Raw genomic sequence first — 20,394 nt, forward strand, 5'->3', positions numbered from 1 at the left:
GTGGGATGAAATGAACCGCGAAGCGATCTGCCTTCAGCTGACGGAGCAAATTAAGCAGCTGAAAAATAATGAAAACAGGCTCAGCGCTCTGTTGCCCGACGTGCGTCTGCTTTATGGCACCCAGCCGGGGACACGTACGCCAGTCATGTACCAGCCAGGCATCGTGATCCTCTTTTCCGGGCATAAAATCGGCTATATCAACGATCGTGTCTTTCGCTACGACACCAATGAGTATCTGCTGCTTACCGTGCCGCTGCCCTTTGAGTGCGAAACCTTCGCCACGCCAGAGGTGCCGCTGGCGGGGATCCGTCTGAACGTAGATATTTTGCAGCTGCAGGAGCTGCTGATGGACATCGGCGAGGATGAGCATTTTCAGCCGGCTATGGCGGCAAGCGGCATCAATTCGGCTACGCTATCCGGGGAGATCCTTTGCGCCATCGAGCGGCTGCTGGACGTCATGGCCCGGCCGCTGGATGCGCGGATTTTGGGTAAGCAGATCGTGCGTGAAATCCTCTACCACGTGCTGACCGGGCCGTGCGGCGGGGCGCTGCTGGCGCTGGTGAGCCGCCAGACCCACTTTAGCCTCATCAGCCGGGTGCTGAAACGTATCGAAAGCCAGTATACCGAGAGCCTGAGCGTGGACCAGCTGGCCGCAGAAGCGAACATGAGCGTGTCGGCGTTTCATCATAACTTTAAATCGGTGACCAGCACCTCGCCGCTGCAATATCTGAAGACCTACCGCCTGCATCGGGCGCGAATGCTAATGATCCACGACGGTATGAAGGCCAGTGCGGCGGCGATACGCGTTGGCTATGAAAGCCCTTCGCAGTTCAGTCGCGAGTTCAAGCGCTACTTTGGCGTGACGCCGGGAGAGGATGCAGCAAGGATTAGAGGGGGATGAGGACGATCCAGGCCGGATAAGCACAGCGCCATCCGGCTTTTACCCTAATGAAGAGATCACGCGTTGCAGTATTTCTTCTTAATCACTACCACCAGCGTGCCCAGCAGCCCGGCGACCAGCAGGAATACCGGCAGGATCATCAGGAAGGTCATGACCTGGTCTTCATGACGCTTCACAAAGGGGATCATGCTCAGGGCATAGCCGAGGCCAGTAACCACACCTACCCACAGCAGGGCGCTCAGCCAGTTAAACAGCTGAAAACGACGGTTTGACAGCCCGGAGATACCGGCCATGGTCGGCAGCAGGGTGCGCACGAAGGCGAGGAAGCGCCCGGCCAGCAATGCCAGCAGGCCATGCCTGTCAAACATGCAGGTGGCACGTTGGTGATACTTGGCCGGCAGCTGCGCCAGCCAGCCCTTGACTACCCGCGTATTACCGAGCCAGCGGCCCTGGATATAGCTCAGCCAGCAGCCAAGGCTGGCGGCAGTGGTCAGGATCACCAGCGCCGGGACAAAGTCCATCACGCCGCGGGCGATCAGCGCCCCGGTCAGCAGCAGCAGGCTGTCGCCGGGCAGGAATGAGGCAGGAAGCAGTCCATTTTCCAAAAACAGCGTCGCAAACATAACCAGGTAAACAACGCCAACAACATGTGGATTAGCTAACGCTGCGAAATCGTGTTGCCAGAGCGCAGCGATAATTTCTTGAATAACAGCCATGGACATTCCTGTGGAACCGCGTAATTAAGGCTTATTGTACTCCTGAAATGCCCGCAGCACCTTGATCGTTAGCGCAAGAAATGCAGACAATTCCACTGGTTTTATCTAAATTTGTACCAGCCTCATACACTTTACACGATACGTGCGGTATCTGCGTAATATTCGTTGACCTTCGTCAGTATGGCTTACGGGTTTTCAGCGTATTCTGTAAACCCTATGAAACGCGCATACAAATACCGGTTCTACCCGACAGCCGAGCAGGCTGAGCTACTGGCTCAGACGTTCGGATGTGTGCGTTTTGTCTATAACAGCATCCTTCGCTGGCGCACTGACGCGTACTACGAACGGCAGGAGAAAATTGGCTATCCTCAGGCCGATAAGCGACTGACAGCCCTGAAAGCCATGCCGGAATATGCTTTCCTGCGCGATGTTTCAGCCGTGCCGCTCCAGCAAGCCATACGTCACCAGCAGGACGCGTTTAAAAACTTCTTTGCAGGCCGCGCCGAGTATCCGGCATTCAAGAGCAAGCGCCATAAACAGGCCGCTACTTTTATGAATACGGCATTCAGATACCGCGACGGCAGGCTATACATGGCAAAGAGTGCCACCCCGCTGGACGTGCACTGGAGTCGCCCGCTGCCGTCTGCGCCTTCCTCCATCAACATCACCCGCGATGCCGCTGGACGATATTCCGTCTCCTGCCTCTGCGAATTTGAACGAAAATCACTGCCAGTCACCGCTTCCACGGTCGGCATTGATGTGGGTTTAAAAGATGTATTTGTCACCGATAGCGGATTCAAATCCGGCAATCCCCGCCATACCGCGAGATACGCGTCACGCCTGGCGCTGCTCCAGCGCCGGTTAAGCAAAAAGGCCAGAGGCTCAAAGAACCGCGCTAAAGCCCGCTTAAAGGTGGCCCGGCTCCACGCGAAAATTGCCGATTGCCGACTGGATGCCCTGCACAAGGCCACCCGCAAACTGATTAACGAGAACCAGGTTGTTTGCGTCGAATCCCTCAGGGTGAAGAACATGATGCGTAACTCGTCGCTGTCGAAAGCAATAGCAGACGTGGGCTGGGGCGAATTTGTGCGCCAGCTCCGGTACAAAGGCGAGTGGGCCGGGCGTAGCGTGGTCGCAATCGACCCGTTTTTCCCGTCTTCAAAACGCTGTAGCTGTTGTGGTTTTACCCTGCAAAAAATGCCCCTTAATTTGCGTAAATGGCACTGCCCGGAATGCGGCGCAGACCACGATCGCGACGTTAACGCGGCCCGTAATATCAAAGCTGCCGGGCTGGCAGTGTTAGCCCACGGAGAGCCTGTAAATCCTGCCCCGCTTAAAGCGGCTCAGGTACGGCTCAGTGAAGTGGGAATCCTCGTCCTTTAGGGTGGGGAGTAGTCAAACGATACGCTCGAATCCTGCCGCTAAATCAGCCATCAGATCGTCAACGTTTTCTAAACCAATATGTACGCGGATTAGCGTCCCGGTGAAGTCAACTTCTCCCTCAGGACGGATGGCGGCAATGTGCTCCGGCTGGTTAGCGAGGATCAGTGACTCAAAGCCGCCCCAGGAGTAGGCCATGCTGAACAGGCTGAAGTTATCCAGATAGGCCGCCAGCTCGTCGTTGCTCAGGCGTTTGTTCAGCACAAACGAGAAGAGACCGCTGCTGCCGGTAAAGTCCCGCTTCCAGTACTCATGGCCCTTGCTGCCTGCTAGGGCAGGGTGGTTCACCTGCGCCACCTGCGGATGCGTCGCCAGCCACTCGGCAATCGCCAGGCTGCTCTCCTGGTGCTGACGCAGGCGCACGCCCAGAGTGCGCAAGCCGCGGCTGGTCATGTAGGCGGTGTCCGCATCCACCATCTGGCCCATCAGATAAGCATTCTCGCGCAGCTGATCCCAGCAGCGGGCATTGGACACCGCCGTGCCAACCATCGCATCCGAGTGACCAATCAGGTACTTGGTCCCGGCCTGGATGGAGATATCGATTCCAAACTCCAGCGCCTTAAACAGGATGCCCGCCGCCCAGGTATTGTCGATCATGATGATCGCCTCTGGGGCCACGCGTCTGACCGCCGCCACAATCACCGGAACGTCGTGGACTTCCATGGTGATAGAGCCGGGCGCTTCGAGAAACACCACTTTTGTATTGGGCTGGATCAAATTAGCGATATCCGCACCGATCAGCGGATCGAACCAGCCGGTGGTGACGCCGAGCTTCGCTAAAATTTTGGTACAGAAGTCCTGCGTTGGCTCATAGGCGGTGTTAGTTATCAGGACATGGTCGCCCTGCTCAACAAAGGCGAGGAGAGTATTTGCCACGGCGGCTGCGCCGCAGGGGAAGAGCGCGCAGCCTGCGCCGCCCTCGAGCTCACACATCGCTTCCTGCAGGGAGAAGTGGGTCAGCGTTCCCCGGCGACCGTAGAACAGTTCGCCTTTGGCCCGACCGCGCGTTGCCTGCTTCTTGGCTTCCACCGTGTCAAAGACCAGCGACGAGGCGCGCTGGATCACGCTGTTTACTGAACCCTGGGTGTATTTTTTACTGCGTCCGGCATTTACCAGCGCGGTATCAATGTGCTTCGCTGTCATCTTCACGCTACCCTGATTTTTATACGTCTGGATGTCCAGACTACCACGGCAGGAGGTAAATTGGCCCCTGTAAGCACAGGGAGAGCGAAATTTTTTTAATACGATGTTGAATCGAAAACTCTGAAAATTACCTTTACCGCCTTTTTTACTGCGTAAGCGCAAGGAAACTTTGTCAAAATTAGGCCAGTATGTAAATACTAATGAGAACTACTATCAATTCGATGCTGTTTTGATATTATTACGCCAAGATTTTGTGATTTGCGTCCGGAGATACAGAGTGGGTAATAATTTGATGCAGACGGATCTCTCCGTTTGGGGTATGTATCACCATGCCGATATCGTCGTGAAGCTGGTGATGATTGGTTTGATTCTGGCGTCCGTGGTTACCTGGGCCATTTTCTTCAGCAAAAGCGTGGAGATGTTCTCGCATAAGCGCCGCCTTAAGCGCGAGCAGAAGCTGTTAAGCGCAGCGCGCACGCTGGATCAAGCAAGCGAAATCGCAGCCGGTTTCCACGCCAACAGCCTGAGCACGTTGCTGCTGAATGAAGCGCAGAACGAGCTTGAGCTCTCCGCTGGCTCGGAAGATAACGAAGGCATCAAAGAGCGTACCGGCTTCCGTCTGGAGCGTCGCGTCGCCGCTGTGGGCCGCCACCTGGGGCGCGGTAACGGCTTCCTCGCTACCATTGGGGCCATCTCACCGTTTATCGGCCTGTTTGGTACCGTATGGGGCATCATGAACAGCTTTATCGGTATCGCCCAGACGCAGACCACTAACCTCGCTGTCGTGGCACCCGGCATCGCCGAGGCGCTGCTGGCAACGGCTATCGGTCTGGTGGCTGCTATTCCGGCCGTTGTGATCTACAACATTTTTGCTCGCTCTATCGGCAGCTATAAAGCCATGCTGGGCGATGTCGCCGCGCAGGTGCTGCTGCTGCAGAGCCGCGATCTCGACCTGGCTGCCAGCCCGTCGGCTGCGCCGGTTCACTCCGCACAGAAATTACGTTTAGGTTAATTCCGTATGGCAATGCGTCTTAATGAAAATCTGGACGATAACGGTGAAATGCATGAGATCAACGTGACGCCGTTTATCGACGTCATGCTGGTGCTGCTGATTATCTTCATGGTGGCGGCCCCGCTGGCCACCGTTGATGTGAAGGTAAACCTACCGGCCTCTTCCAGTCAGCCGCAACCGCGTCCGGAGAAGCCGATCTACCTGTCGGTGAAAGCGGATAACAGCATGTTTATCGGTAACGATCCGGTGACCGAAGAGACGATGGTTAACGCGCTGAATACCCTGACCGAAGGCAAGAAGGACACCACCGTCTTCTTCCGGGCGGATAAAACCGTCAATTACGAAACGATGATGAAGGTGATGGACACTCTGCATCAGGCAGGCTATCTGAAGATTGGTCTGGTGGGTGAAGAGGTCACGCGCGCCAAATAAGCGCGGTATTCAGACAAAGAGAAGGGGGCCATGGCGGCCCCCTTTTTTATTGCCTACAAAACTAGCTCAAATGCATTCCGCCGGTGACGCCGTGTACTTCGGCAGTCACGTAGCTCGACTCCTGGCTTGCCAGGTAGACGTAAACAGCGGCGACCTCAGCAGGCTGCCCGGCGCGTTTCAGCGGTGTAGACTGGCCAAACTTAGGTAGCTTCTCCTGCGGCTGGCCGCCGGAGATCTGCAGCGCAGTCCAGACAGGGCCTGGGGCAACGCTGTTCACACGAATGCCTTTCTCGGCCACCTGTTTTGCCAGCCCGCGGGTAAAGTTAAGGATTGCCGCCTTGGTAGAGGCATAGTCCAACAGGGTCGCGTTTGGCTGGTAGGCTTCCACCGAGGAGGTGGTGATAATGCTGGCACCCGGCTGCAGGAACTTCAGCGCCTCCTGCGTGATCCAGAACAGCGAGAAGACGTTGGTTTTATAGGTCTGCTCAAACTGCTCTGAGGTAAGATCGGCAATATCTTCCACGGCGGTCTGTTTACCGGCAACCAGCGCCAGGATATCTAAGCCACCTAGCACATCGCGCGCCTGGTTAACCAGCGAGCGGGTAAAGGCTTCATCGGTCAGATCGCCTGGGATCAGCACCGCTTTGCGCCCTTCCGCTTCAATCAGCGCTTTGACTTCCTGCGCATCCTCTTCCTCAGCGGGCAAATAGTTGATAACCACATCAGCGCCTTCACGCGCGTAAGCGATGGCGGCAGCGCGTCCGATGCCGGAGTCGCCCCCTGTCACCAGTGCCTTACGATCCTTAAGGCGGCCGCTACCTACATAGCTCTTCTCGCCACAGTCTGGGACGGGATCCATTTTAGCCTGCACCCCTGGCGCGGGCTGTTTCTGCTTCGGAAATCCCTCAGTGTAATACTGTGTAGTGGGATCCTGAATTTTCGTCTGGTCGTTTGCCATAAGTCGTCTCCATCTGTGATATATCCTGATTAAGGATAGATGCTTATAGGGGAAATGCAGGCGATTCGGACGATTTCCTATGGCTAGCGATCGCGGCCTAAGCTCTTGCGAGGTTATGGTTTGGAGGAGGTAGAGGGGCGCGCAGGCATGCTTTCCTGCTCTTCAGGAAGTGCAACCACATTGACGTTGCCGGTGCGATACTCGCCGTCAGCAAGTTTGCGAGTGAGCCGTAGCGTGGCGGCTTCACGCTCCAGGATGTGCTGGTAGTTTGTTTCCAGCGTTGTCATGATCTTTTCCTCCAGGTCGGGACAGAGGGCGATAATTTCATTGATTGCCGCGCCGTAGATCTCCTCTTTAACCTGTAGGGCATAGATCTCACGGCGGTTCTGCCACTTCAGCTTTATCAATGCCGCCGGGATAGAGACTGACTCTCTGGCAATACGCTGAATCGTCTCATTTTTATTTTGAATTAACGCATCCAGATTTTGCTTTAAGATAAATTCATCCGTTTTTGTCTCATCTAAAGTCAAATAGACATTGTTATTCTTAATTTCTTTATCCACGCGAATCGTCCTGTAGCGTATAAAACATAGGCATATCTTTTTCGTGGGTGATGAGATTAAGCCAAATTTCATTTCCAGCATCATTAATCTCACTGGTTTTTTTTGCGATTATTTGACTTAAAAGCTGTGGGTCGATGTCGCCTGCGCCCTGGAGATCGTTTAGCAACCGACGAAAGCATTCAATTTTTACCACCCGGTATAGCCTGTCTTTTATATGACGGTCACGCTCTTCCAGCAACATATTACGTGATTGCCGGGTAGGGCTCACGTTAGTTAATATATCGCTTTCATAATCTGCGAGCGTTGTTTTCCCCTGGGCTAAATTGACATCTTTTTCTGCTTCTCCCGCGTCTGTTTTCTCCGTGCAAACGTGAAAACGTGCCGGGACAAGGTTCTCGGGCAGCATCGATAATATCCTGTTATTTCAACGAGGTGGAGAGGGTTAGGGCGTGAGTGTCGTTGACAATATCATGGAGCAATTTTAAAATCAAAAAAAATGGAGCCCGCTGATGAACAGTATCTTTTATTCTGTTATTGCCCTGCTGCTGCTTACCGGTGGCGTACTTTTAATGATGCGTGGGTTCAATGAAAGCTCGCCAGAGGCAGAGATAAGTCCCGATTACGGCCCCGAACCCTTAACAAAAGAGGAGGGGGAAGATCATTTTTCTATGCTGATGAATGCCATTACCCCCGTCTGGTACTGGCGCATTAACCATGAATATATTGATTTTCTCCACGCCACTATTAAGCGAATGAACATGGCGGATCTGAACCGCACGCCGGGCTTATTTGAAGCGCAGCGTCGCTGTAGCGATCTCAATTCGGCGGTGTATCGTTATTATGACAATATAAAAAAACGCTGTCTTAACGGTGAGAAGGTTTCCCATGCCGATCTGGACGTGCTCAATTTACGCCAGTGCTTTCGGGAATTTAGCCTTGAGGCCTACCCGACGCTGGTCGCGCTGGTGTGGCCTGAGTATCAGCGTCCGGATGTCGATCCCAATCAGGTCACAACCTTCCCCGTAGAGTAACCGCTCGGGTGGCTGACCCAGCAATCCACCCTCACCGTGTCTCCAGCCAGACGCGCCACACCTAAGTTGCTTAAGTGAAATTTAAGCAACTTATGTCAAAAAATCCTCGTCCTAAATCTCTATAATAACCTTCATATTCATATGGTTAATAAGACCTGTTACATGTCATAGGAAGGGGTGAACAGCTCATGGACGAAAGAGTGGCAGATACGCCTGCTGCACCGCAGGTGCAGCATTTTCCCTGTGTGGTGTATGAAACACAGAATAAAATGGATGATTATCAGGCCCCCGATATGCGTTACGGCGATCTCAACGCCCATCGCCTGATGACGTACTATGGACTCACCGATGTTTCAACCCTGGTAGACCCCTATACTCTGCAACAGCTTCCAGGGAATAGCGTCCACATTCCCCTCTATCAACCGTTACCGAAACGAGTAATGTTGAGCCGTGAGGAGTGTATTCGACGTATGTTTAATGAGATGCGTTCGCTCTCCCATATGCCGTTTTCGCTGTATGGGCCGTATCGCTATGTGATAAATGAGATGATTGATCATCTGCAATACGGTCACGGGCAGGTATTCCGTTCACCTCTGTTGAATCAGGCGCTTAGGGAGCAAATCACTCAGGACAGCTCAGAGAATAACACGCTAATAAGGATAAAAAGTGTCTTGGATGTCATCATTGATAAGCAAAAGAAAACCGTCCCAACCTCTTTAAAGCCACTTACTAAAGAAAGACTTTCAAGCGGGCGTTTACCAAAATTCAACCGTCTTGAGGACAGGACAAACGGGCTGGGCATTACCGTCCATGATACGTGGGCCACACATATCACTATAACTTCTTTCGTCTTTGGCACCACGAGTTGGAAAGCATTAGTCCATTACCGCATTCAGGATCACTTTGGACTGGATGACGACGACATCCTGAACTGGGAGTTTCGCCAGTGGCGCTTCTTCCGCCTATGGTTTGTCCTACAGCGGTACAGTGCCATGGCCCACAGACCCTTTATTACCGAGATGGAAACCACAATGGAGATAGCTGGCGCGCTATGAAATTTTCTTTTAAAAAATGCGGGATTGTTGCTTGCATAGCAGGAGTGCTGTTGCTGGCATGGATTAACCTCCGCCCGGTAGAGCTGGTTGCCGTGCATCAGCACGATGAATTTGCCTACATTCTGGTACGTAACTTCCCCCTCACGGATAGAGGCAAAATTGCGTGGTGGCTGGCTCACGCCGATGAGTTAAAAGCGAAATATGGTTTTCCCCGCCCCGGTCTGTACGGATTGTATTCCATCTCTTTCTGGGATTTCGATGATGGTTATAAAGAAGATGCATACGACCTTTTATGCTTTAGCGATATGAAAACCAAAAAAAACTGCATCGAAAAAAACGTTGTTTTTAGAGTTGATAACGCTCGTGACGGCACCGTTATTTTTACCACCGATAATGATGCATATACGCTGAAAAACGGAAAAATCGTCCCCTATAAGATTTAACATCTTGAATGGAAACGACAATGGAGATCGCTGGCACGTTATGAAATTGTCTCTCAAAAAATGCGGGATTGTCGCTTGCATTATGGCGGTGCTCTTACTGGCATGGATTAACCTTCGCCCTGTAGAGTTGGTTGCAGTGCATCAGGACGATGAATTTGCCTATATCCTGGTACATAACTTCCCCCTGACGGATAAAGGCAAAATTGCGTGGTGGCTGGCGCACGCCAATGAGCTGAAGGCAAAATACGCGATTCCCCGCCCTGGCCCATACGGGCTGTACTCTATCTCTTTCTGGGATTTCGGGGATGGCTATAAAGAAGATGCTTTTGATCTGTTCTGCTTTAGCGATATGAAAACCAGGAAAAACTGCATCGAAAAAAACATGGTTCTTAGCATTGATAATAACATTGAAGGAACAGTTATTTTTACCACTGATAATGATGCATACACGTTGAAAGATGGAAAAATCGTTCCTCATAAGATTTAACGTGTTTAACGGAAACGACAATGTAGATCGCTGGCGCATTATGAAATTGTCTCTCAAGAAATGCGGGATTGTCGCTTGTATCGCGGGAGTGCTGTTGCTGGCATGGCTTAATCTCCGCCCGGTAGAGGTGGTTACTGTGCATCAGGATAATAATTTTGCTGACGTCTTAGTGCATAACTTCCCCCTGACCGATAAGGGCAAAATTGCATGGTGGTTGGCTCATGCCGATGCGTTGAAAGTGAAATACGCGATCCCCCGTCCCGGTCCGTACGGGCTGTACTCTATCTCTTTCTGGGATTTCAAAGACGGATTTAAAGAAGATGCATACGACCTTTTATGCTTTAGCGATATGAAAACCAAGAAAAACTGCATCGAAAAAAACATTGTGTTTAGTGTTGATAATACCGTTGAAGGTATCGTTTTTTTTACTACCTACAATGGAAGGTACACGCTGAAAGACGGAAAAATCGTCTCTTTTACGCTCTGACTCGCTGAGCTGCCGGTTCCTCTCTCGGTTGCTCTTAAACGATAACCGCGCGTCATCATATAATTAATCAGATGTTACCCACGAAATAGTAAAGTTAAGGAACTGTTTAGCGCTGCTAAAATATCGCATTGCGCGATTGCATTCTGCTGCACCGGCAGCGCTTTCCAGTGATGCAAATAGTCTCTTTTCTACGAGTATCTTCGGCGTAAACAGATTGTGGTGCTCTGTCAGCCCCTCTCCTGCAGGTACGAAGCGAGCAGGGGCGCGGCTTGATGGTGAGATCCTCCTTTTCTTAACGTATTAGATGAATAGCCAGGTTAACTCCACAAGGCTTAGCCTAAATAAGCAAAATAGGTATACGGTAAATTACTCAACAAATATTTTTGGCATTTTTTGATATGCGCTATTTAATATTTTAAAACGCTTTTAAATTTTTAAGTTATTAGTAAATGATATTTTATCACTGTCAGTGTGGAAGCAGATCAGGGTAAAAAGTGCTTTTATGAACAACCCTGAAGCCTGACATTTTTTGTGCTTACTTTTCAGTAACTTGAGTTTAAGATAATTCTTAATGATCTATTTTTTCTTCTAAAATTATAGGCATAAATGCAGGGTGCGCACTATTATGGTTCGCCATGCCTTGTTGTAAGCAAGACAACCCATGGCGCGTTTTTTGATCAAAAAAATTACGCATTACTCTACATATTGTCATTTATATGCCGATAACTCTGCTAAGTCGCTTGCGACAAGAAGTATCCCCCTTATCGGCAAGGAATTAATTATGCGCATGCTGCAAAACTTCACCATTCGTTTGGTGATGCTGGTTATCCTCGGCGTCTTTTGCCTGATGTGGTCCGGCGTCGGACTGTATAGCGTCTTTTCGCTCTCAAAGGTGGCTGAAGGCAATGAGATAGATCGTCAGCTGGTTAACCAGATGACGCTGCTCAGCCAGGGCAACGATCAATACTTTCGCGTAGTGACCCGCCTCTCCCGCGCGCTGGAGACAAAAGCCGCTGGCGGCAACGCGGACTTCAGCCAGGTCGAGCTGGCGCTGGACAACATGAAAAGCAAGCTGGATGCGCTGAAAGCCATCTCGCCAGGCCCTATGGATGAGAAGGTCTCTGCCCAGGCCATTGCCAACTGGCAGGCGCTGCTGGATCAGGGCGTAACGCCGCAGGTTCAGCTGGCACAGCAGGGCTCGCTGGACGCTTATCGCCAGCAGGCAAATAACGTAACTCCTGCGCTGAGCCGCGCCTTTGGCGCATCGGCAGAAGCTTTTAATAATGCCGCCAGCGCACGTCTGGACGAGACGCGCGTGATGGTTGACGGGCAGACCAGCGTCACCCGCATCCTGATCCTGACCGCGGTGATCCTCGGCCTGCTGATCCTGCTGTTTACCGATCGCTATCTGGTGAACATGCTGGTAAAACCGCTGGCCATCATCCGGGAACATTTCCGCATCATCGCTCAGGGCGATCTCAGCCAGCCGGTGCAGGATCTTGGCCGTAACTGTGTCGGCCAGCTGGTACCGCTGCTGCGTGCAATGCAGGATAGCCTGCGTGAAGCGGTCAGCACTATCCGCCAGGGCAGCGACAACATCTGGCGCGGCGCGACCGAAATCTCCAGCGGCAATAACGATCTCTCTTCCCGTACCGAAGAGCAGGCGGCGGCCCTGGAAGAGACGGCAGCCAGCATGGAGCAGCTGACCGCGACGGTGAAGCTGAATGCGGACAACGCGCGCCAGGCCAGCGAGCTTGCGGACGTTGCCTCAACGCGAGCGAGTAAAGGCGGCGAGCTGGTCGAGGCGGTGATCGGCACTATGACCGGCATCTCCGATAGCTCGAAAAAGATTGCTGAGATCACCACGGTGATTAACAGTATCGCTTTCCAGACCAATATCCTGGCACTCAACGCGGCGGTGGAAGCGGCACGCGCGGGCGAGCAGGGACGTGGTTTCGCCGTCGTGGCCGGTGAGGTACGTAACCTTGCCAGCCGCAGCGCCGATGCGGCGAAACAGATCGAGTCGCTGATCGCTGATTCCGTTAGCCGGGTCGATAAAGGGGCGCAGCTGGTTAACGACGCCGGTACAACCATGGAAGGCATTCTGCGCGCGGTGACGGAAGTGACCACCATCATGAAGCAAATTGCTAACGCCTCCGCCGAGCAGAGCAAAGGCATCTCCCAGGTTGGCGTCGCGATTACCCAGATGGACAGCGTTACGCAGCAAAACGCCTCGCTGGTTGAAGAGGTCTCTGCAGCAGCGGCAGCGCTTGAGCGTCAGACCGAAGAGCTACAGCGTTCGGTACAGCGGTTCCGTCTCTCCGCCAATGAGCAGAAGAGCGAAGCCGTGGGCAACAACACGCCTGCCTTACGCCGTGCGGCCGTTGCTGGCCCTACAGATGATGAGTGGGTCGCGTTCTAAGCGCCGTTAAAAAAGTCAGTTAGCGGTGTGGCACCCAGTGCTGCACCGTTTTTACCGGCATGCTTGATCTGATACATCGCCTGGTCGGCACGCACCAGCGCATTGACAAAATCGTCCTGCGGTAACACCTGCTCAATACCGATAGAGGCACCGACGTTCGCCGTGCCGTTATTCAACTCAAACGGCGTCAGGGCCACCTGCAAACAGTCGCGAGCGGCATCGCTAACCTGTATATCACTCAGCATAAAGGGCAGCAGCAGCACAAACTCATCCCCGCCAAGCCGCCCAACGATCGTTCCCGGCGGGCAGGTCTCACGCAGACGCTGGCTAAGCTGCATCAGCAGCTCGTCGCCGCTACGGTGGCCAAAAGTATCATTCACGTTTTTAAAATCATCGAGATCGATAAACGCCACGCAGAGCGCCCCCGCCATCTTTAACGCCTCGAAATGCTGAATCAGGGCATGACGGTTGGCAAGACCGGTGAGCGGATCGTGGTTCGCCAGCAGGGCGAGCTGCTCCTCATACTGCTTCTCTTTGGTCATATCGATATGCGTACCGGTGACCTTCAGCGGCTGGCCGCTATCATCCCACTCGCTGACGCGCCCCCGGTCAAGAACCCATGTCACGGTGCCGTTTTTATGCTGCATGCGGTGCAGCGCTTCGTAGTAAGGGGTTTTCCCGTGCAGATGACCGTAAAAGGCATCCAGCACCCGCTCTCTGTCGTCCGGATGCAAATGCTCTTTCCAGACCTCAAAGCGGGCGTTGAGCTCTTTCGGCTGGTAGCCCAGCATCGATCCCCAGCGGCGGTTATAGATGATCAGCTTGCCGCTGGGCACGTCCAGCTGCCACAGACAGAGGCCGGTACCGTCCAGCGCCGCGCTGAGTTTGCTGCGGGCGTCACGCGCCAGCCGCACCAGACGGGCGTTGTGCTTCTTCAGATTCTGGATCTGCTGCTTAAGCGCGAGTTCAGACATACCGGCCGATTAGGTTTAAATAAAAACTATTCTTACTAGTTATTTTTTTGTTGTAAATACAGCAGGTAAAAAAGAGGAAACGTAATCGATTCCAAAAAGTGACCGGGCGGGAAATGCCCGGTCGGAAAGCGTTAGGCCTGGCGTTTATCTTGCGTGTTATTCGCAAAGTCGCTGGCGTCGTGGCGCTCGTGCAGCTGCTCGTTGAGCGGCCCGTTAACACGGTTAACGATGCGGCCACGCTGTACGCCGGGACGTTCAGCAACCTCCTTCGCCCAGCGCAGCACGTTTTTATAGCTGCCTGCGTCGAGAAACTCTGCCGCGTCGTAAACGTTGCCAAGCACGACGTTGCCGTACCACGGCCAGATGGCGATATCGGCAATGGTATATTCATCACCCGCCACAAACCTGTGTTCGGCAAGCTGCTTGTCGAGCACGTCGAGCTGGCGCTTGGCCTCCATCGTAAAGCGGTTGATGGCGTACTCAATTTTTACCGGCGCATAGCTATAGAAATGGCCGAAACCGCCGCCGAGGAACGGGGCTGAACCCTGCAGCCAGAAGAGCCAGTTCAGCGTTTCGGCACGGCCTGCCGGATCGGTTGGCAGGAAATAGCCGAACTTCTCAGCCAGGTAGAGCAGAATAGAACCGGACTCAAAAACGCGAGTCGGCGGCGTGGTGCTATGGTCGCGCAGTGCCGGGATTTTCGAGTTGGGGTTGACCTCAACGAAACCGCTGGAGAACTGATCGCCCTCGCCGATGCGAATCAGCCAGGCATCATACTCCGCCTCGCTGACGCCTTTTTCCAGCAGCTCCTCCAGCAGAATAGTGACCTTCTGGCCGTTCGGTGTGCCGAGGGAGTAGAGCTGCAGCGGATGTTTGCCCACCGGCAGCGTTTTTTCGTGCGTCGGACCGGAGATCGGGCGGTTGATATTGGCAAACGCGCCGCCGCCGGATTTATCCCACGCCCAGACTTTAGGTGGCTGATAGTTATTCTCTGACATAGCGATTCCCCTTTCATTGATGTGATAAGCAGTGTAGCAGGCGTTAGGCGTACAACTGTGCGTCAGGCAAGGATGCGCTCGGCCCAGACACCCACCTCGTCACCGCTGCCCAGATCGGCCTGCACCAGCCCGTTGACCATAAAGGTCGGCGAGACATGGACACCGTTCTGGCGGGCATACTTGCAGTGCCACTTAATCATGTTTTGTAAATCGGCGCGGTCAAAAGGCTCGCGGGCGTCAACCCCACTGTACTCTCTGAGACGCTCTAACATCTGCTTTGGCGTAACATCCAGGTTAGGGCCGCGACAGTGATCGGTAAACTCAAACTCTTCCCGACGATCCGCTATGGCCTGCATGACTTTATGCGCGGCTTCTCTGCCGTTCGGCAGCGTTGAAGCGGCAAGGATATAGCGGACAATTAATCCAGAGTAGATATGCCACGGCTGCGACTGCAGGCGAATTTTTACCGTGACCTTATCTTCCCCGACATGCCTGAGCAGCGCGTCCAGCTTGTTAAAGGCTTTTACTGAGAAAGGGCAGGTGGGTTCCAGAAAGACCTCAAAGGTGCGTGGACCGTGTCCCCACTCCAGTGGCTGTGGTTGTAACGCTGTTGGCTGGTTCATCTTTTCTCCTTTTTAATGATGTTGACAGCAGTCTACCCCACTTTTTTTGAGATGGGGTTAGCTAAAAAATACACTCATTTATAAGCGTACTACGCAAATATAATCGCTACAATTTTATGATGTATGGTCCCGATGATAGTGAGGAAAATATGAAGTTAACGCTAGTGCTCCTTCCCTTTTTAATGCCTGCGCATGTTCTGCTTTGCTTACTACAAAAAACGGCTTATTAATGGAGATGTTTAATGGCTTGCTCATAACACAAAATCCCATAAAAGTATTGCGCTATGCGCTTTTCTTTCTTTATGTCATAAAAAATGAAAGGCATGATATTGGCTTGACGGAAAGATGAAGTGGCTGACTATTTCCTGGTAAAGGAGGATTAATTCATATTCCAAAAAATGTTAGCACTATCATACTTTTTTGCCGATTTGAACGCCTGTTCTGACCATTTTAATAAGCTGAGGAGGGAGTATGAAATATCATCTTGATCCAAACCTAGTAGCCGTCTGGCAAGTAAATTTTCGTTTTTCTACAGTAGCAGTTTCGTGCGGGCAAGGCATATGTTTTGTCAAAGCTCAAGATAACGAGCCGATCAATCATCTATATGACCGAATCTTTGTCGAAGTTGACTCTGAACTGCGTGAGGAATATGGCGATTATCAATTCCGCGGCTGTTATGTCAGGCCTGCAATAATGAAAGAAAATTAAAGCTTTGTTTTGTATAAGGACTTGAATGGCATATTTATAATTAAATTATTTCTACTGGATTTAGGTGCGTTTAGCATATTCATTATATAACTTGCATGAGCGGCTTCACAAATTTAATGGCTCTTTTGTATTTCGATGGAATAGCTATTTGGGTGTTTTGTGGGCTTAACCTAATCAATGAAAAGAGATAGGGGGCTTCTTGAATTGTAATTATTTAAAAGGGATGTGTCATTTGGCTTTTGCAATGCTTCCCTAGGAAAGATGAGCCTCTTGAATTGTTTATAAACCCAGCTAGTTGAAGGTTTTTTTGCTGCAATGGATCTATGACCGGAATGACGTTTTTTAGCACTAAATCATTTCGGATAATGAAATTTTTAGAGTCATATTTTATTATTCATTGGGCATGTGATAGAAGTTTTACTTCACGCTTTTTATATACCCCATTTTCTAGGATACCTAGAGATTTTTAGGAATACTTAAAGCAAAAAAACATCTTTAGGGCAATGTTTTTAAATAGAGGTACTTGGACTAACAATGAACGCGGTTAACAGCGCTTGCGCTGGCCTACAGGGCGGGTCACAGGGATGCGATGAGTGCCTGAGCGAAGTTTGATGAAGGCTGCGGCCTGACAAAAGCAAAAAACCCGCCTTTTAGGCGGGTTCTTCTGAATAGTGGTGCCCGGACTCGGAATCGAACCAAGGACACGGGGATTTTCAATCCCCTGCTCTACCGACTGAGCTATCCGGGCAACGGGGCGCATTAAAACCGATTCGCCTCGTGTCGTCAACGAAATTTATTTAAATCGTTGCAGACTGCACAATCTATCACCACTTTGCCGCTCCTGCACCCGTTTTCAGGCAAAAAATGCGCTCCAGGCGGCGGAGATCGGCATGGCGATCACCAGCGCGGGCAGCATATTGGCGACGGCAAACATCTTGATGCCGCAGATCCGCAGCCCGGTAGCCAGCAGCAGGATCCCGCCGACGGCGGTGAAGTCGCCCATCATTGCGGGCGTGGTCAGAGGCATCACCAGCGTGGCGCAGGCACCCAGGCTGAGCTGGATCAGCAGCATTGGCACAGAGATCGCCGCGACTGCAATGCCCAGCGAGGTAGCAAAAATCACCGCGGTAAAAAAATCGAGGAACGCTTTAGCGATCAGGATGCTGGCATCACCGGTCATTCCCTCGCGCATCGCGCCGAAAATCCCGGTGCCGCTGGCGCAGAATAGGATGATGATCGCCACCAGGCTCTGGATAAAGGTTTCATGGGGGGCAGGGGCGTCCTGCTTGCCGCCGCGCTGCATCAGCCGACGCAGGCCGTTCACCGCACCGCCGATCCCGCGCTCAACGTAGCATATCTCGCCAATCAGCGTGCCGAGCAGCGTCGCCAGCACCATCACCGGCAGGTTAACGCACTTCATCACCAGCAGAATACCAATCCCCAGCGAGCAGAGGCCAAAGATAGCGGGCATAGAGGTACGCACTCGCTCCGGCAACCGCTGGCTCAGAACAGCACCAATCGTCCCGCCAATCAGCACGGCGGCGGCATTTATAAAGGGTCCGGTTAGCACGCTGTTTCTCCTGAAATATCGATTTACCTAACTGCATAGTATGCCGGAAAACCCCTCTGTTTACGCACTCATTGTGGGTTGCATGGGTAGATTAAAAGTGACATTATTGCGCGAAATTTCTCCTTATGCCGCTTCTTGAAATTCGGTGTTCTTAATGCGGGGGGCTGCCAGATGACACATCAATTTGCTCGCCGGACCCATCGCATACTTATGCGATCCTTAACCCCTACGTTCCCGATCTCTACTTTTCTCACCATGCGGTGAGGCTAACGGTTACCCATAGCTTATGAAAACAATGAAAATTGCCGCCAGCCGCGAGCTGGTCTCTACGCTTTCCACGCATCGGGAAGTGGTGACGCTGGACAACACGGACTTTGCCGATGTGGCGGCAGTCGTCATTACGCGGGCGGATAGCCATAGCGGCATCCTTGCACTGCTCAAGCGCACGGGCTTCAATCTGCCGGTGTTTATGTTTGCCGATGAGCAGGCAGAGACGCCTGCGGGCGTCGATGCGGTGATTAACGGCAAAGAGCAGGCGATGCTGGAGCTGGAAGCGGCCGCCTGCCGGTATGAAGAGAACCTGCTGCCGCCGTTTTTTGACACCCTGAGCCAGTACGTGGCGATGGATAACAGCACCTTTGCCTGTCCGGGACATCAGCATGGTGCGTTCTTTAAAAAGCATCCGGCGGGTCGCCAGTTCTTTGACTTCTTTGGCGAAAACGTCTTTCGCGCTGATATGTGCAACGCCGACGTCAAGCTGGGGGATCTGCTGATCCACGAAGGCTCCGCCAAGCACGCGCAGAAATTTGCCGCCAAAGTCTTTAACGCAGATAAAACCTACTTCGTGCTCAACGGCACGTCGGCGGCGAATAAGGTGGTGACAAACGCACTGCTCACGCGCGGCGATCTGGTGCTATTCGATCGCAACAACCATAAGTCGAACCATCACGGAGCGCTTATTCAGGCGGGGGCTACGCCGGTCTACCTGGAGGCAGCGCGCAACCCGTTCGGCTTTATCGGCGGGATCGATGCCCACTGCTTTGATGAAACGTACCTGCGCGAGCAGATCCGCGCCGTGGCGCCGGAAAAGGCCGATGCGCCACGCCCGTTCCGCCTGGCTGTGATCCAGCTCGGCACCTACGACGGCACGATCTATAACGCCCGGCAGGTGATCGATAAGATCGGCGCGCTGTGCGACTACGTGCTGTTTGACTCCGCGTGGGTGGGCTACGAGCAGTTTATCCCGATGATGGCGGACTGCTCGCCGCTGCTGCTCGAACTTAACGAGAACGATCCGGGGATCTTTGTGACCCAGTCGGTGCACAAGCAGCAGGCCGGTTTCTCCCAGACTTCGCAGATCCATAAGAAGGATAACCACCTGCGTGGCCAGGCGCGCTTCTGCCCCCACAAGCGGCTGAACAACGCCTTTATGCTTCACGCTTCGACCAGCCCGTTCTATCCGCTGTTCGCTGCCCTCGACGTGAACGCCAAAATTCACGAAGGGGAGAGCGGGCGTCGCCTGTGGGCCGAGTGCGTGGCGGTAGGCATTGAGGCGCGCAAAGCGATCATCGCTAACTGCAAGATGATCAAACCCTTCGTACCGCCGGAGGTGGCGGGGCGACCGTGGCAGGATCACCCCACCCACGCCATTGCCAGCGAGCGCCGCTTCTTCAGCTTTGAGCCGGGCGCGGCGTGGCACGGCTTTGAGGGCTATGCGCGTGAGCAGTACTTTGTTGACCCCTGCAAGCTGCTGCTCACCACGCCGGGCATTGATGCGGAAACCGGCGAGTACAGCGAGTTTGGTATCCCGGCCACGATTCTGGCGCACTATCTGCGTGAGAACGGCATCGTGCCGGAGAAGTGCGATCTCAACTCGATCCTCTTCCTGCTGACCCCTGCCGAAAGCGAGGAGAAACTCAACCAGCTGGTCGCGATGCTGGGGCAGTTTGAGCAGCATATTGAGGATGATACGCCGCTGGCGGACGTGCTGCCGACCATCTTCAATAAGTATCCGGTGCGCTACCGCGACTATACCCTGCGCGAGCTGTGTCAGGAGATGCACGATCTCTACGTCAGCTTTGGCGTGAAGGATCTGCAGAAGGCGATGTTCCGCCAGCAGAGTCTGCCGCCGATAGCGATGAACCCGCAGGATGCCAACAGCGAGTTTATTCGCGGCAACGTCGAGCTGGTGCGCATCAGCGAGGCGGAAGGGCGCATTGCCGCCGAGGGGGCGCTGCCCTATCCACCGGGGGTGCTCTGCGTGGTGCCGGGTGAGATCTGGGGTGGGGCAGTGCAGCGCTACTTCCTGGCGCTGGAGGAGGGGGTCAACCTGCTGCCGGGCTTCTCGCCAGAGCTGCAAGGGGTCTACAGTGAAACCGACCCCGACGGCATAAAGCGTTTATACGGATACGTCATGCAGCACGCGTAGGCC

General features: G+C 53.1%; 21 protein-coding genes and 1 tRNA gene. 12 read left to right on the forward strand and 10 right to left on the reverse strand.

What is annotated here, in order from left to right; all coding sequences use genetic code 11:
* Positions 1–10 precede the first annotated feature (10 nt).
* On the forward strand, positions 11–901 hold the full coding sequence (locus NR795_RS18635) for an AraC family transcriptional regulator (RefSeq protein ID WP_257759005.1): 891 nt from the start codon (positions 11–13) through the stop codon (positions 899–901).
* 56 nt (positions 902–957) lie between these two features.
* Here NR795_RS18635 and yghB read toward each other — a convergent pair whose 3' ends face one another.
* The gene (gene yghB / locus NR795_RS18640) at positions 958–1,617 is read right to left on the reverse strand and encodes a DedA family general envelope maintenance protein YghB (RefSeq protein ID WP_042390355.1); all 660 of its coding nucleotides are present in this window, start codon (positions 1,615–1,617) and stop codon (positions 958–960) included.
* A 216-nt stretch (positions 1,618–1,833) separates the two neighbouring features.
* Here yghB and NR795_RS18645 point away from each other — a divergent pair, with 216 nt between their 5' ends.
* Positions 1,834–3,000 (forward strand): transposase, encoded by a 1,167-nt coding sequence (locus NR795_RS18645; RefSeq protein WP_257759089.1) that lies wholly within the window; start codon positions 1,834–1,836, stop codon positions 2,998–3,000.
* Between the two features lie 12 nt (positions 3,001–3,012).
* On the opposite strand, the gene metC is transcribed toward NR795_RS18645, so the two are convergent.
* Positions 3,013–4,200: a cystathionine beta-lyase gene (gene metC, locus NR795_RS18650; RefSeq protein ID WP_257759006.1), complete on the reverse strand. Its 1,188-nt coding sequence runs from the start codon at positions 4,198–4,200 to the stop codon at positions 3,013–3,015.
* Between the two features lie 277 nt (positions 4,201–4,477).
* Between metC and exbB the strand changes: the two genes are divergently transcribed.
* A complete protein-coding gene (gene exbB, locus NR795_RS18655) occupies positions 4,478–5,212 on the forward strand; it encodes a tol-pal system-associated acyl-CoA thioesterase (RefSeq protein WP_144817602.1) in 735 nt (244 codons plus the stop codon).
* A 6-nt stretch (positions 5,213–5,218) separates the two neighbouring features.
* On the forward strand, positions 5,219–5,644 hold the full coding sequence (gene exbD / locus NR795_RS18660; RefSeq protein WP_222889564.1) for a TonB system transport protein ExbD: 426 nt from the start codon (positions 5,219–5,221) through the stop codon (positions 5,642–5,644).
* A 61-nt stretch (positions 5,645–5,705) separates the two neighbouring features.
* Here the strand turns inward: exbD and NR795_RS18665 are convergent, their stop codons facing one another.
* From NR795_RS18665 to NR795_RS18675, 3 genes are all read right to left on the reverse strand, one after another.
* Positions 5,706–6,602, reverse strand: a complete 897-nt coding sequence (locus tag NR795_RS18665) for an SDR family oxidoreductase (protein ID WP_257759007.1) — start codon at positions 6,600–6,602, stop codon at positions 5,706–5,708.
* Between the two features lie 113 nt (positions 6,603–6,715).
* The gene (locus NR795_RS18670; protein ID WP_257759009.1) at positions 6,716–7,165 is read right to left on the reverse strand and encodes a cytoplasmic protein; all 450 of its coding nucleotides are present in this window, start codon (positions 7,163–7,165) and stop codon (positions 6,716–6,718) included.
* Positions 7,158–7,571 (reverse strand): hypothetical protein, encoded by a 414-nt coding sequence (locus NR795_RS18675; protein WP_144817605.1) that lies wholly within the window; start codon positions 7,569–7,571, stop codon positions 7,158–7,160. The genes NR795_RS18670 and NR795_RS18675 overlap by 8 nt, the downstream gene beginning before the upstream one ends.
* A 103-nt stretch (positions 7,572–7,674) precedes the next feature.
* On the opposite strand from NR795_RS18675, the gene NR795_RS18680 reads away from it, so the two are divergent.
* From NR795_RS18680 to NR795_RS18705, 6 genes are all read left to right on the forward strand, one after another.
* A complete protein-coding gene (locus tag NR795_RS18680; protein ID WP_144817606.1) occupies positions 7,675–8,196 on the forward strand; it encodes an ESA_00282 family adhesion-associated protein in 522 nt (173 codons plus the stop codon).
* Positions 8,197–8,384: 188 nt separating this feature from the next.
* The gene (locus tag NR795_RS18685) at positions 8,385–9,251 is read left to right on the forward strand and encodes a DUF3289 family protein (protein ID WP_257759010.1); all 867 of its coding nucleotides are present in this window, start codon (positions 8,385–8,387) and stop codon (positions 9,249–9,251) included.
* Positions 9,248–9,694: a DUF943 family protein gene (locus NR795_RS18690; protein ID WP_257759011.1), complete on the forward strand. Its 447-nt coding sequence runs from the start codon at positions 9,248–9,250 to the stop codon at positions 9,692–9,694. Before NR795_RS18685 ends, NR795_RS18690 begins: the two co-directional genes overlap by 4 nt.
* A gap of 40 nt (positions 9,695–9,734) precedes the next feature.
* Positions 9,735–10,181: a DUF943 family protein gene (locus tag NR795_RS18695; RefSeq protein WP_257759012.1), complete on the forward strand. Its 447-nt coding sequence runs from the start codon at positions 9,735–9,737 to the stop codon at positions 10,179–10,181.
* A 40-nt stretch (positions 10,182–10,221) separates the two neighbouring features.
* Positions 10,222–10,668 (forward strand): DUF943 family protein, encoded by a 447-nt coding sequence (locus NR795_RS18700; protein ID WP_257759014.1) that lies wholly within the window; start codon positions 10,222–10,224, stop codon positions 10,666–10,668.
* Between the two features lie 781 nt (positions 10,669–11,449).
* Positions 11,450–13,090 (forward strand): methyl-accepting chemotaxis protein, encoded by a 1,641-nt coding sequence (locus tag NR795_RS18705; RefSeq protein WP_257759016.1) that lies wholly within the window; start codon positions 11,450–11,452, stop codon positions 13,088–13,090.
* Here the strand turns inward: NR795_RS18705 and NR795_RS18710 are convergent.
* The 3 genes from NR795_RS18710 to NR795_RS18720 form a co-directional block, all read right to left on the reverse strand.
* Positions 13,087–14,064 (reverse strand): sensor domain-containing diguanylate cyclase, encoded by a 978-nt coding sequence (locus NR795_RS18710; RefSeq protein WP_222889569.1) that lies wholly within the window; start codon positions 14,062–14,064, stop codon positions 13,087–13,089. The two genes, NR795_RS18705 and NR795_RS18710, sit on opposite strands and share 4 nt — an antisense overlap.
* 131 nt (positions 14,065–14,195) lie before the next feature.
* A complete protein-coding gene (gene yghU, locus NR795_RS18715) occupies positions 14,196–15,062 on the reverse strand; it encodes a glutathione-dependent disulfide-bond oxidoreductase (RefSeq protein ID WP_144817610.1) in 867 nt (288 codons plus the stop codon).
* A gap of 62 nt (positions 15,063–15,124) precedes the next feature.
* Complete coding sequence (locus NR795_RS18720) at positions 15,125–15,685, reverse strand: thioredoxin (RefSeq protein ID WP_144817611.1); 561 nt, start codon at positions 15,683–15,685, stop codon at positions 15,125–15,127.
* 471 nt (positions 15,686–16,156) lie between these two features.
* Here NR795_RS18720 and NR795_RS18725 point away from each other — a divergent pair, with 471 nt between their 5' ends.
* Entirely contained in the window at positions 16,157–16,393 is a 237-nt protein-coding gene (locus NR795_RS18725; protein WP_144817612.1) for a hypothetical protein, read from the forward strand.
* A gap of 672 nt (positions 16,394–17,065) precedes the next feature.
* Here the strand turns inward: NR795_RS18725 and NR795_RS18730 are convergent.
* Positions 17,066–17,141 (reverse strand) — tRNA-Phe (locus tag NR795_RS18730).
* Between the two features lie 105 nt (positions 17,142–17,246).
* A complete protein-coding gene (locus NR795_RS18735; protein WP_257759018.1) occupies positions 17,247–17,963 on the reverse strand; it encodes a DUF554 domain-containing protein in 717 nt (238 codons plus the stop codon).
* A 286-nt stretch (positions 17,964–18,249) separates the two neighbouring features.
* Here NR795_RS18735 and NR795_RS18740 point away from each other — a divergent pair, with 286 nt between their 5' ends.
* Positions 18,250–20,391 (forward strand): ornithine decarboxylase, encoded by a 2,142-nt coding sequence (locus tag NR795_RS18740; RefSeq protein ID WP_257759019.1) that lies wholly within the window; start codon positions 18,250–18,252, stop codon positions 20,389–20,391.
* Positions 20,392–20,394 lie beyond the last annotated feature (3 nt).

Origin of the sequence: Pseudescherichia sp. L3 (assembly GCF_024656065.1) — a bacterium.
Lineage (GTDB): Bacteria > Pseudomonadota > Gammaproteobacteria > Enterobacterales > Enterobacteriaceae > Pseudescherichia.

What these genes read in the sequence shown, in the direction of transcription:
- NR795_RS18675 (WP_144817605.1), bottom strand. Translation starts at nt 7,571, where the DNA reads ATGCTGCCCGAGAACCTTGTCCCGGCACGTTTTCACGTTTGCACGGAG.
- exbD (WP_222889564.1), top strand. Translation starts at nt 5,219, where the DNA reads ATGGCAATGCGTCTTAATGAAAATCTGGACGATAACGGTGAAATGCAT.
- NR795_RS18710 (WP_222889569.1), bottom strand. Translation starts at nt 14,064, where the DNA reads ATGTCTGAACTCGCGCTTAAGCAGCAGATCCAGAATCTGAAGAAGCAC.
- yghU (WP_144817610.1), bottom strand. Translation starts at nt 15,062, where the DNA reads ATGTCAGAGAATAACTATCAGCCACCTAAAGTCTGGGCGTGGGATAAA.
- NR795_RS18725 (WP_144817612.1), top strand. Translation starts at nt 16,157, where the DNA reads ATGAAATATCATCTTGATCCAAACCTAGTAGCCGTCTGGCAAGTAAAT.
- NR795_RS18685 (WP_257759010.1), top strand. Translation starts at nt 8,385, where the DNA reads ATGGACGAAAGAGTGGCAGATACGCCTGCTGCACCGCAGGTGCAGCAT.
- NR795_RS18720 (WP_144817611.1), bottom strand. Translation starts at nt 15,685, where the DNA reads ATGAACCAGCCAACAGCGTTACAACCACAGCCACTGGAGTGGGGACAC.
- NR795_RS18740 (WP_257759019.1), top strand. Translation starts at nt 18,250, where the DNA reads ATGAAAACAATGAAAATTGCCGCCAGCCGCGAGCTGGTCTCTACGCTT.
- yghB (WP_042390355.1), bottom strand. Translation starts at nt 1,617, where the DNA reads ATGGCTGTTATTCAAGAAATTATCGCTGCGCTCTGGCAACACGATTTC.
- NR795_RS18690 (WP_257759011.1), top strand. Translation starts at nt 9,248, where the DNA reads ATGAAATTTTCTTTTAAAAAATGCGGGATTGTTGCTTGCATAGCAGGA.
- metC (WP_257759006.1), bottom strand. Translation starts at nt 4,200, where the DNA reads ATGACAGCGAAGCACATTGATACCGCGCTGGTAAATGCCGGACGCAGT.
- NR795_RS18700 (WP_257759014.1), top strand. Translation starts at nt 10,222, where the DNA reads ATGAAATTGTCTCTCAAGAAATGCGGGATTGTCGCTTGTATCGCGGGA.
- NR795_RS18680 (WP_144817606.1), top strand. Translation starts at nt 7,675, where the DNA reads ATGAACAGTATCTTTTATTCTGTTATTGCCCTGCTGCTGCTTACCGGT.
- NR795_RS18665 (WP_257759007.1), bottom strand. Translation starts at nt 6,602, where the DNA reads ATGGCAAACGACCAGACGAAAATTCAGGATCCCACTACACAGTATTAC.
- NR795_RS18645 (WP_257759089.1), top strand. Translation starts at nt 1,834, where the DNA reads ATGAAACGCGCATACAAATACCGGTTCTACCCGACAGCCGAGCAGGCT.
- NR795_RS18635 (WP_257759005.1), top strand. Translation starts at nt 11, where the DNA reads ATGAACCGCGAAGCGATCTGCCTTCAGCTGACGGAGCAAATTAAGCAG.
- NR795_RS18705 (WP_257759016.1), top strand. Translation starts at nt 11,450, where the DNA reads ATGCGCATGCTGCAAAACTTCACCATTCGTTTGGTGATGCTGGTTATC.
- NR795_RS18695 (WP_257759012.1), top strand. Translation starts at nt 9,735, where the DNA reads ATGAAATTGTCTCTCAAAAAATGCGGGATTGTCGCTTGCATTATGGCG.